Source organism: Pseudomonas floridensis (assembly GCF_002087235.1).
GTDB lineage: Bacteria > Pseudomonadota > Gammaproteobacteria > Pseudomonadales > Pseudomonadaceae > Aquipseudomonas > Aquipseudomonas floridensis.
This window is the reverse complement of record NZ_MUIO01000137.1, coordinates 1-14,974: the sequence shown is the minus strand read 5'-3', so window position 1 is coordinate 14,974 and position 14,974 is coordinate 1. Positions and strand designations below refer to the sequence as shown.

Sequence of the window (14,974 nt, the reverse complement as noted above, 5' to 3'; positions counted from 1 at the left end):
GCGCGTCAACCGTTATTTTGAACTTTCTTCAGAAATCAGGGTTACGCGCCCAAAAGCCTTCTTGCCGGCCTGGCAAACATGCGTAGAACCGAGCTTGAAGATAAAGCCACGGTCTACGACCTCACCATCTATACGCACACCGCCGGAAGCCAACAGATCGCGAGCAATGGCGGAGTTCTTGACCAGGCCTGCCTTATTAAGGACGGCCGAGATCGGCATATCTTCAGTGGCACTTACCGAAATCTCAGGCAGATCGGCTGGCAACTCGCCTTCCTTCATACGGTTACCCGCAGAACGATGGGCATTGGCAGCCGCCTCTTCGCCATGGAAGCGAGCCACAAGCTCTTCGGCCAACTTGATTTTGATGTCCCGCGGATTGGTGCCCGCCTCGCAATCAGCCTTTAACCCTTCAATCTCTTCCATACTGCGGAAGCTCAGCAGTTCGAAGTAGCGCCACATCAGCGAATCGGGCATCGATACCAGCTTGTTGTACATGATGCCCGGCGCTTCCTGGATACCGACATAGTTACCCAGCGACTTGGACATCTTCTTGACGCCATCAAGGCCTTCCAGCAGCGGCATGGTCAGAATGCACTGCGGCTCCTGCCCGTAAGCACGTTGAAGCTCGCGCCCCATCAGCAGGTTGAATTTCTGGTCTGTGCCGCCAAGCTCGACATCGGCCCGCAAGGCGACCGAGTCATAGCCCTGAACCAGCGGATAAAGGAACTCGTGGATGGCGATCGGCTGGCTGCCTTTATAGCGCTTGTCGAAATCGTCACGCTCGAGCATGCGAGCCACGGTGTACTGCGAAGACAAACGAATGAAGTCGGCAGGGCTGAGCTTGTCCATCCAGGTGGAGTTGAACGCCACTTCTGTCTTGGCTGGATCGAGAATCTTGAACACCTGAGCCTTGTAGGTTTCGGCGTACTCGAGAACCTGCTCGCGAGTCAATGGCGGGCGAGTGGCGCTTTTGCCACTCGGGTCACCGATCATTCCGGTGAAGTCGCCTATAAGGAAGATGACCTGATGGCCCAACTCCTGAAACTGGCGCAGCTTGTTAATAAGGACTGTGTGACCCAGATGCAGGTCAGGCGCCGTAGGGTCGAACCCGGCCTTGATACGCAACGGTTGACCGCGCTTGATTTTCGCGACCAGCTCGGCCTCGACCAGGAGTTCATCCGCACCGCGCTTGATCAGCGCCAGCTGCTCTTCAACCGACTTCATATCAGCCCCCAATTTAAAGGGAACCAACCATACAAGATCAGAGCCCAATTACAAGTTTTTGCCCAGCACTCGCCCACGAATCAGGAAGGGATTCGTGGGAAGGGTTGCTTCGGGCAGGTTTTGGTTATATTTTATACAGTTATTTCATCTTCATCATGTCATTCATCTTTTCCATTTCACCTTTTTCAAAGTCAAAATTACCTATGATAGACACACCGCCTAAAGCGCCTCCGCTTTATCCGAAGAGTCACCTGCTCGCTGCAAGCGGCATTGCCGCCCTGCTGAGCCTGGCTCTCCTGGTTTTCCCATCCAGCGAAGTTGAAGCCAAACGAACCAATCTGGCCCTCGATCTGGAAATGCCCGCAGAACCGAACGCACAAGACCAAGACGCTCAAGAACCTGTTCAAGCCACACCTGAAAACGCAGAATCGCCGTTCGCTCAGATCGACAGTGCTGAAGAGCCAGCCGCCGAGACTGCCGCTACACCCGCAGAAACAAAGAAGCCGGCCACTGACGTCGCGAAAAATCCGAATCATCGGGAAGTGGTCGTAGCCAAGGGCGATACGCTGTCCACGCTGTTCGAAAAGGTAGGCCTTCCCGCGACAACCGTTCATGAAGTGCTTGCCAGCGACAAGCAGTCCAAGCAGTTCACGCGCCTGCAAAATGGCCAGGTCCTGCAGTTCGAAATGACGCCTGACGGGCAGCTCAAGCAGCTGCACACCAAACTCAGCGAGCTCGAAACCATCAGTCTGTCCAAAACGGACAGCGGCTTTGCCTTCAACCGTGAAGTCAGCAAGCCCAACGTGCGCAACGCCTACGTGCACGGCGTGATCAACAGTTCGCTGTCGCAATCCGCACAGCGCGCCGGCCTGACCCATAGCATGACGATGGACATGGCCAATATCTTCGGCTACGACATCGACTTCGCTCAGGACATCCGCAAAGGCGACGAATTCGACGTGGTCTACGAACAGAAAGTCGTCAACGGCAAGCCGGTCGGTACGGGCAACATCCTGTCCGCACGCTTCACCAACCGTGGCAAGACCTACACGGCCGTTCGTTACACCAACAAACAAGGCAACACCAATTACTACACCGCCGACGGCAACAGTATGCGCAAGGCGTTCATCCGTACTCCGGTGGACTTCGCCCGCATCAGCTCGATGTTTTCCATGGGCCGTAAGCACCCGATCCTGAACAAGATCCGTGCGCACAAAGGCGTCGATTACGCCGCACCGCGCGGTACGCCCATCAAAGCGACTGGCGACGGCAAAGTGCTGTTGGCCGGTCGTCGCGGGGGCTACGGCAACACCGTGATCATTCAGCACGGCGACACCTACCGCACGCTGTATGGCCATATGCAAGGCTTCGCCAAAGGCATACAAACCGGTGGATCGGTCAAGCAGGGTCAGGTGATCGGCTATATTGGAACAACCGGCTTGTCGACGGGCCCGCACCTGCACTATGAATTCCAGGTCAACGGCGTGCACGTCGATCCACTGGGTCAGAAACTTCCGATGGCGGATCCGATCGCCAAGTCCGAAAAACAGCGGTTCATGCAGCAAAGCCAACCGTTGATGGCTCGTATGGACCAGGAAAAGGCCACCACGCTGGCCTCGAATAAAAGGTAATCCATGGCCTTCTTCTATATAGGTGTGATGTCCGGCAGCAGCCTCGATGGGATTGATATCGCCCTATTGGAGCAAGACGACCGACCAAGACTTCTGGCAACGCATTACATTCCGATGCCGGAGGATCTGCATGCAGAGTTGCTGGGACTGTGTTCCAGCGGCATAGACGAATTGACCCGAGCAGCCATTGCCGAGCAAAAGTGGTGTCGGCTTGTTGCTCAGGGCATCTTGAAGCTGCTGGAAGAGCAGAACATGGTGGCCGGTCAGATTCGTGCCATCGGCAGCCATGGTCAGACGATTCGCCACGAGCCCGCACGAGGCTTCAGCATTCAGATCGGCAACCCTGCCCTGCTTGCAGAGCTGACCGAGATCACCGTCGTCAGCGATTTCCGCCGTCGCGACATCGCTGCAGGTGGCCAGGGTGCTCCGCTGGTTCCGGCCTTCCACGAAGCGCTGTTCGATGACAACAAGGAACATCGTGCGGTGCTCAACATCGGAGGGTTCAGCAACCTGAGCCTTATCGAGTCCGACCGCCCTGTCACCGGCTTCGACTGTGGGCCCGGCAACGTGTTGCTCGACGCCTGGATACAGTCGCAACGCAACCAGAGTTATGACAAGGACGGCGCCTGGGCCGCAAGCGGTCAGGTGGATCCGGCGCTGCTGAAGACGTTGCTGAGCGACCAGTTCTTCCTGACCAAGGGGCCGAAGAGCACCGGGCGCGAAGTGTTCAACCTTGGCTGGCTGCATCATCATCTTTTCCAGCTGCCTACTTTGGCACCGGAAAACGTCCAGGCAACCCTGCTTGAACTCACCGCTCAGACCATTACCGAGTCTCTGCAATCTGCCCAGTCGAGCACCATGGAATTGCTGGTCTGCGGAGGCGGCGCTCATAACGTGGCGCTGATGAACAGGCTGGCCGAGCTTCTGCCCGACACCCGCGTCAGTAGCACAGCCAGGTTTGGCGTAGACCCTGACTGGGTCGAGGCCATGGCGTTCGCCTGGCTGGCGCACTGCTGCCTCGAAAGTGTTCCGGCCAACCGTCCTACGGTGACCGGCGCGAAAGGACTCCGTGTTCTGGGCGCGATTTACCCCGCCTGAATCCAGACGCCGAAAACGAAAACGCCGCTCAATGAGCGGCGTTTTCGTTACAGCAGTATTCGATCAGATCGAGAATGAGGAGCCGCAACCACAGGTAGTGGAAGCATTAGGGTTCTTGATCACGAAACGCGAACCTTCCAGCCCTTCCTGATAATCCACTTCGGCACCCGCCAGGTACTGGAAGCTCATCGGGTCAACCACCAGGCTGACGCCCTCGCGCTCGACAATGGTGTCATCGTCGGCAACATCTTCATCGAATGTGAAACCGTACTGGAAGCCGGAGCAGCCGCCGCCAGTCACAAAGACACGTAGTTTAAGGCGATCATTGCCCTCTTCGTCGACCAGAGATTTCACCTTGTGCGCTGCACCTGGGGTGAATTCCAAAGCCGTAGGCGTGAAGGATTCGACGCTCATGTCAGATATCTCCCGGCGTTAAGCCGTCGTAATGCGTAATGACGGGCATTATCCGCTTGTCCTAGAAAATCGGTCAACTATTTGCAGAGCAGCGGCAGCCAGGGCTTTTCCCGATCTGCCGCTTGATCCCGGACTTACGGCATCATCCCGGCGTGGGCCAGACCCAGACGCTCGTCCAGGCCAAACATGATGTTCATGTTTTGAACCGCTTGGCCCGAGGCGCCTTTGACCAGGTTGTCGATCACGGAAAGCACGACAACCAGATCGCCGCCCTGCGGACGGTGCACCGCAATCCGGCAAACGTTGGCGCCGCGCACGCTGCGGGTTTCCGGATGGCTGCCGGCAGGCATCACATCGACGAACGGCTCGTCCGCATAACGCTTTTCAAACAGCGCCTGCAGGTCCACCGACTTGTCGGTAACGGTTGCGTAGAGCGTGGAGTGGATACCACGGATCATCGGCGTCAGGTGCGGGACGAACGTCAGACCCACGTCACCACCGGCGGCACGACGCAGCCCCTGGGTGATTTCAGGCAGGTGACGGTGACCTTTGACGCCATAGGCCTTGAAGCTTTCATTGGCTTCAGAGTACAGGGAGCCAATGCTCAGACCCCGTCCGGCACCGCTCACGCCCGATTTGCAGTCGGCGATCAGGCGCGAGTTTTCGGCAATGCCCGCTTCCAGCAGCGGCAGGAAACCCAACTGAGTGGCGGTCGGGTAGCAGCCGGGCACGGCAATCAGTCGCGCAGTGCGGATCTGCTCGCGATTGACCTCGGGCAGACCGTACACCGCATCCTTCAGCAACTCCGGCGCGCCATGCGGCTGGTTGTACCACTTGGACCACTCGACCGGATCCTGCAGACGGAAGTCCGCCGACAGGTCGATGACCCGGGTGCCGGCCGCGAGCAATTCACCGGCCAGTGCGTGCGCCACGCCGTGAGGTGTGGCGAAGAAAACAACGTCGCATGCGCCCAGGGTCTGAACATCCGGCACGCTGAACGCCAGACCGTCGTAATGGCCTCGCAGGTTCGGGTACATGTCGGCGACAGGCAGACCGGCCTCCGAGCGAGAAGTAATCACCACCACTTCAGCCTGCGGATGCTGTGCCAACAGACGCAGCAGCTCGACACCGGTGTAACCCGTGCCGCCGACGATACCGACCTTGACCATAACCTGCCCTCAACGAAACAACTGGAAAGCGGTCGATAATATGGGCCTACGGCCTCTGCGACAACCGACAACGTGACGTATGGACGCCCAAGCCTCTACTATTCGGCCACCGTGAACCTGGGAATAATTAAAAATGCTCTATTTATGGATCAAAGCGCTGCACATTATCTCGATGGTCTGCTGGTTCGCCGGCCTCTTTTACCTGCCAAGGCTGTTCGTGTATCACTCGATGAGCGAGGACGCCGTCAGCCGCGATCGCTTCAGCGTCATGGAGCGCAAGCTCTATCGGGGCATCATGGGCCCGTCGATGATCGCCACACTGATCTTTGGCGGCTGGCTGATCAGCTTCAACCCTTCCGGCTACTTCAGCCAGGGCTGGCTGCATGTAAAGCTGACGCTGGTCGTGCTGCTGATCGGCTACCACCACGTCTGTGGCGCGCAGATCAAACGGTTCGCCCGTGGCGAGAACGGTCGCAGTCATGTGTTCTATCGCTGGTTCAATGAGATTCCGGTACTGATCCTGCTGGCGATTGTGATTCTGGTGGTCGTCAAACCCTTCTGATCCACGGCACAATGGGGATCGCTTCGGTTCCATTTCGCGTGACAGACGCTCTGCCCCGTGCAGCAGCGTCTGGACCGCTCTCATTTCAAGACAAGGAAGCCTGTATGGCCGATACCCACTTCAAGATCGTATTTGAAGGGCAGGTGCGCTCTGGCGTCGATCCCGAGGTTGCGAAAGCCAACCTTGCCAGATTGTTCAAGAGCGAAGCCGCTGCCGTGCAGAACCTGTTCAACGGTCAGCCGGTCGCCCTCAAGCGAGGCTTGCCGCATGCCGAAGCCGAACATTACATAAAAGCGCTCAACGAAGCAGGTGTCGAGGCGCGTATCGAACCGGACCCAGCCATCAGCCTGAGCCTGGACGAGGTCAATGCGCAGCCAAGTGCGGCCGATCCCGCTCCTGCGCAGGCCGCGTCGCCTTACGCCCCCCCCAAGTCGCATGTGGGCAGCGATGCTGTCGGCCATTCCACGCTCAAAGTCTTCAGCATTCAGGGCCGCATCGGCCGTCTGCGTTATCTGGCGTGGACGCTGGTTTTGAGCGCGAGCGCATTGGCCGCGCTGTTCGTGGCCATTATGATCATGAGCCAGTCACTGGTCGGCGGCGGGTTGTTGATCGCAATCATTCTGGTGGCCTTTGCCTTTGTCGGCGCGCAGATGGGTGTGCAACGACTGCATGACATCGGTTGGTCAGGCTGGCTTCTGCTGCTCAACCTTGTGCCCTTCGTGAGCAGCGTCTTTCCGTTCGTGATGACATTCATGCCCGGCAACAAAGGCCCGAACCAGTACGGGGCGCCGCAGCCGCCAAACTCACGCGGGGTCAAGGTGCTGGCGGCGCTGTGGCTGTTACTGCTTCCTCTGATCGTGATCGGCACCCTTACCGGCGCCATGGATACACTCAAGGACGAGCTGGAAGTCCAGACCAACGAGTACGAGCAGTCCTTGCCGTATGACGATGACTCGCAGAGCAGCGGCGAGGAAAGCAACTCGGCGGAGTCCGAAAAAGCGCTTTAAGACGGTAACGACCTGCAATAAAACGCCGATGGCCGGGTAGACTGCCGACCGCAATACGTTCAATGGAGAATTGCATGACCCGTTACGCCCTGATCACCGGTGCATCCAGCGGCATAGGCCTGGCCATGGCCGAAGCACTGGCGCGCCGTGGTCGCAGCCTTATTCTGGTGGCGCGTCAGCGAGATCAACTGGAGACCATCGCACTGGAGCTGACTCAGCGTTTTGGCGTTGAAGTGCTGTTTCGTGCATGTGATTTGGGCGAGCCGTTGAGGTTGTCCGGGTTTCTGCTTGAGCTGGAAGACGGCGCGCATCAGATCGACCTGTTGGTCAACGCGGCGGGGATCGGAACCTGCGGACCGTTTCTGGCCCAGGACTGGGGTGTCGAGCAGGACCTGATCGACCTGAATATTCTGGCGCTTACCCGCCTGTGTCACACCGTCGGCAATCTGATGGCCATTCAGGGTGGCGGCCAGATACTCAATGTCGCCTCGGTGGCCGCGTTCCAGCCGGGCCCATGGATGAGTACCTACTACGCGAGCAAGGCCTATGTGCTGCACTTTTCCGAGGGCCTGCGTGAAGAAGTGAAGAAAACCGGAGTCAAGGTCTCGGTATTGTGTCCCGGCCCGACCCGGACATCGTTTTTCAGCACCGCGCAGCTCAACGTGAATACCGAAAAGATGATGACGCCCGAAGAGGTCGCGCTGTACACCGTGCGCGCACTGGCGAAGAACCGCGCGGTCATCATTCCGGGCTGGTGCAACCGCCTGTGGACATTCAGTCCGCGACTGGTATCACGTTGGCTGGCGAGGCAGATCAGCGGTCATATCAACAAATCATGCTGTCCGCGCTGACTGACAAAGAGCTGTGCGGAGCCTGTCCCGCTCAGTACACTCGATTGCACTGACACAGTGCGCCCATCAACCGACAAGGAGCATACGGCTGTGGATACTTTGTTCACCAAGATCATCAATCGGGAAATCCCGGCAAAGATCATCTATGAAGACGATCAGGTGCTGGCGTTCCACGACATCGCGCCCCAGGCACCCGTGCACTTTCTGGTTATTCCCAAGAAGCCCATTCGTACCCTGAACGACCTGACCGAAGAAGACAAAGGCCTGGCAGGTCATATCCTGTTCACGGCACAGCGTCTGGCCAGGGAACTGGGCTGCGAAGACGGGTTTCGCGTGGTCATGAACTGCAACGAGCTGGGTGGACAGACCGTCTATCACATTCACATGCATGTATTGGGTCAGCGTCAGATGAACTGGCCACCGGGCTGAGCCACGGTTCTTGGGGTCTGTGCGCCTTTCAGTCGCTGCGCAGCGACTGGCAAGGCGACACAACCCAGGGCTCTAGCCCGCCGATTCGGGTAAACTGCCTCCCATGGACCTAACCGGAGGTGCCCATGGCTACCGAACGTCACTATTCCCCCATTGACCGTCTTCTACTGCAAGCCGACAGCGCGATGCGCACGCTGCTGCCTTCGAGCGGCCATTCTCAGCGCCCCTCACCCGCCATCGTGCAGCCTGAGCACAAGATGAATGACGTCGAATCTCGTCACGTCGCGGGACTGATGCGCATCAACCACACGGGTGAAGTCTGTGCCCAGGCGCTGTATCAGGGCCAAGCGTTAACCGCCAGGCTGCCCAAGGTACGCAAAGCGATGGAGCACGCCGCCGAAGAAGAGATCGACCATCTGGTCTGGTGCGAACAGCGCATCCATCAACTCGGCAGTCACACCAGCGTACTCAACCCGTTGTTCTACAGCCTGTCCTTCGGCATGGGCGCTGCAGCGGGCCTGATCAGCGACAAGGTGAGCCTGGGATTCGTCGCAGCGACGGAAGATCAGGTCTGCAAACACCTGAGCGAACACCTGGAGCAACTGCCCGCGGAAGATGAAAAGTCCCGGGCGATTCTGCAACAGATGCTCAGCGATGAAGAACACCACGCCGAATCGGCGCTGGAAGCGGGAGGCTTTCGTTTTCCGGCACCGGTCAAGTTCGGCATGAGCCTGCTGGCCAAGGTCATGACCAAAAGCACTTACCGCATCTGAACAGACGACACGCATAAAAAAGGCGCCCTTCGCAGGCGCCTTTTTCGTTACGACAGTTTATGCCGTTGTGTTCAGAGCGCTACGTTACGACCGTAGAAGATCTCAAGCATTTCGTGCTTGACCTTGGCCGTCACCTGCTCACGCTGTTCAGTGGACAGATTGCTGGTCGCGTCGCCGAACAGGTAGTTGTCCAGTTCGAACTCCTTGAGCAGCATCTTGGTGTGGAAAAGGTTTTCCTGATACACGTTCACGTCGGTCATCTGGTAACCATTGCGCGTGTCTTCGGACAGGTAGTTCTGGATCGAGTTGATCTCGTGGTCGATGAAGTGCTTCTTGCCTTCCACGTCACGGGTGAAACCGCGCACGCGATAATCGACGGTCACGATATCCGACTCGAACTTGTGAATCAGGTAGTTCAGCGCCTTGAGCGGTGAAATGACGCCACAGGTCGAGACATCGATATCCACGCGGAACGTGGCAATGCCGTCTACCGGGTGAATTTCCGGGTAGGTGTGAACTGTGATGTGGCTCTTGTCCAGGTGAGCCAGAATGGTTTCCGGCAATGGGCCTGGCGATTCTTCTATCTGGCTTTCGGTAGGCGTCACCGGCTGCTCGGAGATCAGAATGGTCACACTGGCACCCTGAGGATCGTAATCCTGACGCGCAATGTTCAGGATGTTGGCACCAATGATATCGACAACATCGGTCAGAATCCGCGTCAGGCGCTCTGCGTCATACACACTGTTGATGTATTCGACGTAGGCCTGCTGGTCTTGCGGAGTTTCCGCATAGCAGATGTCATAAATGTTGAAGCTCAAGGTCTTGGTCAGGTTGTTGAACCCGTGGAGCTTGAGTTTGCTTTTCACCGTTAAAAACTCTCTATATGTGTGCGGCGCCAGCCGCGTGATCAAGCATGCCCGTCAGATGAGCCCGGCTCAGCTGCGTAGGACGGTTAACACCTCTTCGCGTTGGCGATTTTGGTTGTCTGTTCGGGCGCGGCAGCAGAAAACCAATGCACGCTGCGCCCTGAAAAAGTGGCGCATTATGCAGACGTCCGAAGCCGTCTGCCAGAGTGTGCGCCGTTTTTATGATCGTTGGATGTCTGGACCTCAGCCCAGTTCGACGATTTCATAATCGTGAGTGATCTTCACCCCGGCATTGCCAAGCATGATCGAGGCCGAGCAATACTTCTCTGCGGACAACTCGATGGCGCGCTTGACCTGAGCTTCTTTCAGGCCACGACCCTTGACGACAAAGTGCAGGTGAATTTTGGTGAACACCTTGGGGTCTTCGTCCGCACGCTCGGCATCCAGAAACGCTTCGCAGCTTTCGACAGGCTGACGCGATTTCCTGAGGATACTGACCACGTCGTAATTGCTGCAGCCGCCCAGGCCGATCAGCACCATTTCCATTGGCCGAACGCCCAGGTTACGACCGCCACTTTCGGGCGGGCCGTCCATGACCACCACGTGACCGCTGCCGGACTCGCCGAGAAACATGGCTTCACCAGCCCATTGGATGCGTGCCTTCATCGTCAGGATTCCACTGTTAAAAAGGGGCGCCAGCTTAGCATAGGGCCACTCTATCGCCCGGATACATTATGAAATATGCCGTCGGGAAGTAATGTGTAGGAAGATTCGTAAATTGGGCCTGCCATCCGTCGAAAAGCTGGCGAGATTACAGGTGCAGCCGATACCTACAGGTATGCCAGTTGGCGAAGGTCCTTTTTGGAAAATCACGCATGGTCGCGATCACAGTTGTATCAAAAACAAAGATTCTGGATAAGCTGCTCCCTCATGCACAACGTCGTCGCTGTGCAGCCAAAAGCAACATCATCAATGCCGGCGATCGCTCCGATTCCCTGTTTCTCATCGTCAAAGGTTCGGTCACCATCCTGATCGAGGATGACGAAGGGCGAGAGATGATCATTGCCTACCTCAACGGCGGTGATTTTTTCGGCGAGCTGGGTCTGTTCGAACAGCCGGGTCACGAGTCGGTGCGCAGCGCCTGGGTGCGGGCGAAGACCGAGTGCGAAGTGGCCGAGGTTTCCTATGAAAAATTCCGTGAACTCACTCATCAGGAGCCGGACCTCCTTTACGCTCTGGGCAGTCAGATGGCGGATCGCTTGCGCAATACCACGCGCAAAGTCGGTGATCTAGCGTTTCTGGACGTCACCGGGCGCGTGGCTCGCACGCTGCTGGACCTGTGCAAGCAGCCCGATGCGATGACGCATCCGGACGGCATGCAGATCAAGATCACCCGTCAGGAAATCGGCCGTATCGTGGGCTGTTCCAGAGAAATGGTGGGGCGTGTGCTCAAGGCCCTTGAGGAGCAGAGCCTGATCGACGTCAAAGGCAAGACCATGGTGGTGTACGGCACGCGCTGACCGACAGGTGGATCAGAGGCCGGCGAGTAACTTCCGATAGGACCTGGCCAGAGACTCGAGCACCTCGGCGTGCGGAAAAGCTTCATGTAGCGCGATGTGGCTGTCGGCCCGAACCCTGGCATCGAGTTCGCACAACGCGTTGAAGCGATTGACCGCAGCGACCATCGGCACCCGCTCATCTTCGAGCAACAGCGCAGCGTGAGCCAGTACCACCGGACGAGAACCACCCTGACTCTGACGCCAACGCTGGGCGGTGCCGACCATCTTGCGACCTTCGAGATTGACGTTGAAACGACCGTCACAGAAAGCGCCATCGATTTCACCCAGCGACGCCTGGCCACCCAGTTCGATCAGCACGTCCAGTATCGGCTGACACAGACGTCGGTACGCCGTTTCGATCCGGTCACGATCAACGTCAGTCGCAGGCTGGGCGTAGACCAGTGCGATGTTCACCGTAGCCTGTGATTGGGGGACCGGTTCACCACCGGTTTCGCGCAGCAGGATGGGCCATCCGTTGTCGGCCAGCGTTTCACTGGCCTCGACGAAACCCGGCAAGCGACTCATGCGGCGCGGCATGACCAGCGCCCGATCATTGGGCCGCCAGAACAACAGCCCATGATCGGCCTCGCCGGCACTCACCGCGGCCAGAAGATCCTGCTCGGCCTGCAGGCCTTTTTCAACGCAGGTATCGATGATCGAATCCGGCATGCAAAACCTCTGGCGCGGGTTGAGTCAGGACAGCGATCAGTCGAGTGTCGAGCCACTCACCGGAACACCACGCTCAGGGAAGAACAGGCGCTGCAGTTCCGTTCCGGGATGTTCGGCACGCATGAACGCTTCGCCGACCAGGAACGCGTACACATCGCTGATTTCCATCAACTCAACGTCGGCCCGGTTGAGGATACCGCTTTCGGTGATCACCAGACGGTCACGAGGAATGCGCGGCAGCAAGTCAAGCGTGGTTTCCAGGCTGACATTGAAGGTGTGCAGATTGCGGTTGTTGACGCCGACCAGCGGGGTGTCCAGCGTTTTGAGCGCACGGTCCAGCTCATCGCCGTCATGCACTTCGACCAGCACATCCAGGCCTACGCTCTTGGCGACAGACGCCAGTTCGGCCATCTGCACGTCATCCAGCGCCGAAACGATGAGCAAGACGCAGTCGGCCCCCAACGCACGGGCTTCAACGATCTGGTAAGGGTCGATCATGAAGTCTTTGCGGATCACAGGCAGGTTGCACGCCGCCCGAGCCTCTCGCAGATACGCATCCGATCCCTGAAAAAAGTCGACATCGGTCAGAACCGACAGGCAGGTCGCGCCACCCGCCTGGTAACTTTTGGCGATCTCGGCGGGGAGAAAGTTTTCGCGAATAACGCCCTTGCTCGGCGAGGCCTTCTTGATCTCGGCAATGACCGCTGGCTGTTTTTTTCTGGCCTGCGCGATCAGCGCATTGGCGAAGCCACGCGTTGCATCGGCGGCCGCAGCCTGCTGCTCCAGCTCGGCGAGACTGACGACGGCGCGACGGGTCGCGATCTCTTCAGCCTTACGGACAAGAATCTTTTCCAGCACGGTTGGCACGCTCATTCTTCATTCTCCTGCTTGAACACTGCCGTAAAGGCGCCCAATTCTTCGAGTTTTTCCCGCGCAAGCCCGGTATGAAGCGCGTCATGCGCCAATGCAACACCTTCCTTGAGACTGGTGGCATAGTCCGCAGCATAAAGCGCAGCGCCAGCATTGAGGACGATCATTTCAGCGGCTTTCTGACCGTTTTCGGTCTTGCGACGCCCCAGGGCATCACGAATCAGTTCAAGCGAAGCGGCCGGGCTTTCCACTGCCAGCCCATACAGGCTCTGGCTCTTGATACCCAGATCTTCGGGCTGCACCCAGTATTCGGTCACCTCGCCGTCCTTCAACTCCGCAACGAAGGTTGGCGCTGCCAGGCTGAACTCGTCCAGTCCGTCCTGCGAGTGCACCACCAGCACGTGCTTGCTGCCCAGCCGCAGCAGCACTTCGGCCAGCGGACGGCACAAGGCCTGATTGAACACGCCCACGACCTGATGGTGTACGCCAGCCGGATTCGTAAGCGGGCCAAGCATATTGAACAGGGTGCGCAGCCCCAGGTCGCGACGCGGACCGGCAGCGTGTTTCATCGCACTGTGGTGAGACTGAGCGAACATGAAGCCGATGCCGACGCTGTCGATACAGCGTGCCACCTGGACTGGCGTCAGATTCAGATAAACCCCGGCAGCTTCCAGCAGATCGGCGCTGCCGCTCTTGCCCGAAACGGCCCGGTTGCCATGTTTGGCCACGGTGCAACCCGCCGCCGCGATCACGAAAGCGGAAGCCGTCGACACGTTGAAAATATTGGCGCCGTCGCCGCCGGTGCCGACGATATCGACCACGCCGTCAAGCGACTGCAACTGAACCTGATCGGCCAGCTCACGCATGACCGACACCGCACCGACGATCTCGTCGATGGTTTCGCTCTTCATGCGCATGCCCATCAGAAACGCACCGATCTGCGCCTCGGTGCATTGCCCGGTCATGATTTCACGCATGACATCGCGCATTTCGTCAGTGGTCAGGTCCAGCTGATTGACCACGCGATTCAGCGCAGTCTTGATATTCATGGGGGTGCTCATAAAAAGGTCCTTAACCCTGACGACTGCCGCCGCGCTGCTTGAGGAAATTGGCGAACAGCTCGTGGCCCTGCTCGGTCAGGATAGATTCGGGATGGAACTGCACCCCTTCGATGTTCAACGTTTTGTGACGCAGGCCCATGATCTCGTCGACCGAGCCGTCCTCGTGTGCCGTCCAGGCGCTCACTTCCAGGCATTCTGGAAGCGTATCCAGCTTGACCACCAGCGAGTGATAACGCGTCACGACCAGCGGATGGTTCAGACCTTCGAACACACCCTGATCTTCATGAATGACGGGGCTGGTCTTGCCGTGCATGACCTGACGTGCGCGCACCACATCTCCGCCGAACGCCTGACCAATGGACTGATGCCCCAGGCAAACGCCCAGAATCGGCAGCTTGCCCGCGAAGTGATTGATCACTTCCAGCGAGACACCGGCTTCATTGGGTGTGCAGGGACCGGGCGAGACGACGATGCGCTCAGGGTTCAGGGCTTCGATCTGCGCGATGGTCAGCTCGTCATTGCGGATGACCTTGACGTCGGCCCCCAGCTCACCGAGGTACTGCACGACGTTATAGGTAAAGGAATCATAGTTATCAATCATCAGCAGCATGTTGCTATTAACCTTTTGAATTGACTGACTTCGTTCATGCCTTCCGGGTTGCGCTTGCTCAAGCGTCCGCTTTGTCAGTCACGTCGAATGACAGAACAGTGGCGGGAGAACATTACGAATTGAAGGCATACAGGTGCGGATCCGGCAGGGCCGGCAAGAAATAGTCAGGCGCGCCAACGCC

At 58.1% G+C, this 14,974-nt stretch carries 17 protein-coding genes; 8 read left to right on the top strand and 9 right to left on the bottom strand.

Annotated features, from left to right (window positions below; translation table 11 throughout):
- Nucleotides 1-12 precede the first annotated feature (12 nt).
- A complete protein-coding gene (tyrS, locus tag BZK31_RS26195; RefSeq protein WP_083186137.1) occupies nt 13-1,224 on the bottom strand; it encodes a tyrosine--tRNA ligase in 1,212 nt (403 codons plus the stop codon).
- Between the two features lie 203 nt (nt 1,225-1,427).
- On the opposite strand from tyrS, the gene BZK31_RS26190 reads away from it, so the two are divergent.
- Together BZK31_RS26190 and BZK31_RS26185 are read left to right on the top strand one after the other, a co-directional pair.
- Complete coding sequence (locus BZK31_RS26190; RefSeq protein ID WP_083186139.1) at nt 1,428-2,855, top strand: peptidoglycan DD-metalloendopeptidase family protein; 1,428 nt, start codon at nt 1,428-1,430, stop codon at nt 2,853-2,855.
- A gap of 3 nt (nt 2,856-2,858) precedes the next feature.
- On the top strand, nt 2,859-3,953 hold the full coding sequence (locus BZK31_RS26185; RefSeq protein WP_083186136.1) for an anhydro-N-acetylmuramic acid kinase: 1,095 nt from the start codon (nt 2,859-2,861) through the stop codon (nt 3,951-3,953).
- A 63-nt stretch (nt 3,954-4,016) separates the two neighbouring features.
- Here the strand turns inward: BZK31_RS26185 and erpA are convergent, their stop codons facing one another.
- Complete coding sequence (gene erpA, locus BZK31_RS26180; RefSeq protein ID WP_004885454.1) at nt 4,017-4,367, bottom strand: iron-sulfur cluster insertion protein ErpA; 351 nt, start codon at nt 4,365-4,367, stop codon at nt 4,017-4,019.
- A 134-nt stretch (nt 4,368-4,501) separates the two neighbouring features.
- The gene (gene argC / locus BZK31_RS26175; protein WP_083186135.1) at nt 4,502-5,536 is read right to left on the bottom strand and encodes an N-acetyl-gamma-glutamyl-phosphate reductase; all 1,035 of its coding nucleotides are present in this window, start codon (nt 5,534-5,536) and stop codon (nt 4,502-4,504) included.
- Nucleotides 5,537-5,669: 133 nt separating this feature from the next.
- Between argC and hemJ the strand changes: the two genes are divergently transcribed.
- The 5 genes from hemJ to coq7 all read left to right on the top strand — a co-directional run bounded on the left by hemJ (nt 5,670) and on the right by coq7 (nt 9,158).
- On the top strand, nt 5,670-6,098 hold the full coding sequence (gene hemJ / locus BZK31_RS26170; RefSeq protein ID WP_083186134.1) for a protoporphyrinogen oxidase HemJ: 429 nt from the start codon (nt 5,670-5,672) through the stop codon (nt 6,096-6,098).
- 104 nt (nt 6,099-6,202) lie between these two features.
- Nucleotides 6,203-7,105 (top strand): DUF805 domain-containing protein, encoded by a 903-nt coding sequence (locus BZK31_RS26165; RefSeq protein ID WP_083186133.1) that lies wholly within the window; start codon nt 6,203-6,205, stop codon nt 7,103-7,105.
- 74 nt (nt 7,106-7,179) lie between these two features.
- Nucleotides 7,180-7,956, top strand: coding sequence for an SDR family NAD(P)-dependent oxidoreductase (locus BZK31_RS26160; RefSeq protein WP_083186132.1), 777 nt, complete (start codon nt 7,180-7,182; stop codon nt 7,954-7,956).
- A 90-nt stretch (nt 7,957-8,046) separates the two neighbouring features.
- Nucleotides 8,047-8,385: a histidine triad nucleotide-binding protein gene (locus BZK31_RS26155; protein WP_083186131.1), complete on the top strand. Its 339-nt coding sequence runs from the start codon at nt 8,047-8,049 to the stop codon at nt 8,383-8,385.
- Between the two features lie 125 nt (nt 8,386-8,510).
- Nucleotides 8,511-9,158, top strand: a complete 648-nt coding sequence (gene coq7 / locus BZK31_RS26150) for a 2-polyprenyl-3-methyl-6-methoxy-1,4-benzoquinone monooxygenase (RefSeq protein WP_083186130.1) — start codon at nt 8,511-8,513, stop codon at nt 9,156-9,158.
- Nucleotides 9,159-9,229: 71 nt separating this feature from the next.
- Here the strand turns inward: coq7 and speD are convergent, their stop codons facing one another.
- A complete protein-coding gene (speD, locus tag BZK31_RS26145) occupies nt 9,230-10,024 on the bottom strand; it encodes an adenosylmethionine decarboxylase (RefSeq protein ID WP_083186129.1) in 795 nt (264 codons plus the stop codon).
- A gap of 243 nt (nt 10,025-10,267) precedes the next feature.
- Nucleotides 10,268-10,690: an OsmC family protein gene (locus BZK31_RS26140; protein WP_083186128.1), complete on the bottom strand. Its 423-nt coding sequence runs from the start codon at nt 10,688-10,690 to the stop codon at nt 10,268-10,270.
- A 209-nt stretch (nt 10,691-10,899) separates the two neighbouring features.
- Here BZK31_RS26140 and crp point away from each other — a divergent pair, with 209 nt between their 5' ends.
- Nucleotides 10,900-11,544: a cAMP-activated global transcriptional regulator CRP gene (gene crp / locus BZK31_RS26135; RefSeq protein WP_083186127.1), complete on the top strand. Its 645-nt coding sequence runs from the start codon at nt 10,900-10,902 to the stop codon at nt 11,542-11,544.
- 12 nt (nt 11,545-11,556) lie between these two features.
- Here the strand turns inward: crp and BZK31_RS26130 are convergent, their stop codons facing one another.
- The 4 genes from BZK31_RS26130 to BZK31_RS26115 are packed head-to-tail and all read right to left on the bottom strand — an operon-like array spanning nt 11,557 to nt 14,793.
- Nucleotides 11,557-12,252, bottom strand: coding sequence for a lipoate--protein ligase family protein (locus BZK31_RS26130; protein ID WP_083186126.1), 696 nt, complete (start codon nt 12,250-12,252; stop codon nt 11,557-11,559).
- Nucleotides 12,253-12,288: 36 nt separating this feature from the next.
- Complete coding sequence (gene trpC, locus BZK31_RS26125) at nt 12,289-13,125, bottom strand: indole-3-glycerol phosphate synthase TrpC (protein WP_083186125.1); 837 nt, start codon at nt 13,123-13,125, stop codon at nt 12,289-12,291.
- Nucleotides 13,122-14,171: an anthranilate phosphoribosyltransferase gene (gene trpD / locus BZK31_RS26120; protein WP_083186138.1), complete on the bottom strand. Its 1,050-nt coding sequence runs from the start codon at nt 14,169-14,171 to the stop codon at nt 13,122-13,124. The genes trpC and trpD overlap by 4 nt, the downstream gene beginning before the upstream one ends.
- Before the next feature lie 22 nt (nt 14,172-14,193).
- Nucleotides 14,194-14,793, bottom strand: coding sequence for an aminodeoxychorismate/anthranilate synthase component II (locus BZK31_RS26115; protein ID WP_083186124.1), 600 nt, complete (start codon nt 14,791-14,793; stop codon nt 14,194-14,196).
- Between the last annotated feature and the right edge of the window lie 181 nt (nt 14,794-14,974).

Bases quoted from the DNA above. Each gene is read 5' to 3' on its own strand.
- tyrS (WP_083186137.1), bottom strand. From the start codon at position 1,224: ATGAAGTCGGTTGAAGAGCAGCTGGCGCTGATCAAGCGCGGTGCGGAT.
- BZK31_RS26190 (WP_083186139.1), top strand. From the start codon at position 1,428: ATGATAGACACACCGCCTAAAGCGCCTCCGCTTTATCCGAAGAGTCAC.
- BZK31_RS26185 (WP_083186136.1), top strand. From the start codon at position 2,859: ATGGCCTTCTTCTATATAGGTGTGATGTCCGGCAGCAGCCTCGATGGG.
- erpA (WP_004885454.1), bottom strand. From the start codon at position 4,367: ATGAGCGTCGAATCCTTCACGCCTACGGCTTTGGAATTCACCCCAGGT.
- argC (WP_083186135.1), bottom strand. From the start codon at position 5,536: ATGGTCAAGGTCGGTATCGTCGGCGGCACGGGTTACACCGGTGTCGAG.
- hemJ (WP_083186134.1), top strand. From the start codon at position 5,670: ATGCTCTATTTATGGATCAAAGCGCTGCACATTATCTCGATGGTCTGC.
- BZK31_RS26165 (WP_083186133.1), top strand. From the start codon at position 6,203: ATGGCCGATACCCACTTCAAGATCGTATTTGAAGGGCAGGTGCGCTCT.
- BZK31_RS26160 (WP_083186132.1), top strand. From the start codon at position 7,180: ATGACCCGTTACGCCCTGATCACCGGTGCATCCAGCGGCATAGGCCTG.
- coq7 (WP_083186130.1), top strand. From the start codon at position 8,511: ATGGCTACCGAACGTCACTATTCCCCCATTGACCGTCTTCTACTGCAA.
- BZK31_RS26140 (WP_083186128.1), bottom strand. From the start codon at position 10,690: ATGAAGGCACGCATCCAATGGGCTGGTGAAGCCATGTTTCTCGGCGAG.
- crp (WP_083186127.1), top strand. From the start codon at position 10,900: ATGGTCGCGATCACAGTTGTATCAAAAACAAAGATTCTGGATAAGCTG.
- BZK31_RS26130 (WP_083186126.1), bottom strand. From the start codon at position 12,252: ATGCCGGATTCGATCATCGATACCTGCGTTGAAAAAGGCCTGCAGGCC.
- trpC (WP_083186125.1), bottom strand. From the start codon at position 13,125: ATGAGCGTGCCAACCGTGCTGGAAAAGATTCTTGTCCGTAAGGCTGAA.
- trpD (WP_083186138.1), bottom strand. From the start codon at position 14,171: ATGAATATCAAGACTGCGCTGAATCGCGTGGTCAATCAGCTGGACCTG.
- BZK31_RS26115 (WP_083186124.1), bottom strand. From the start codon at position 14,793: ATGCTGCTGATGATTGATAACTATGATTCCTTTACCTATAACGTCGTG.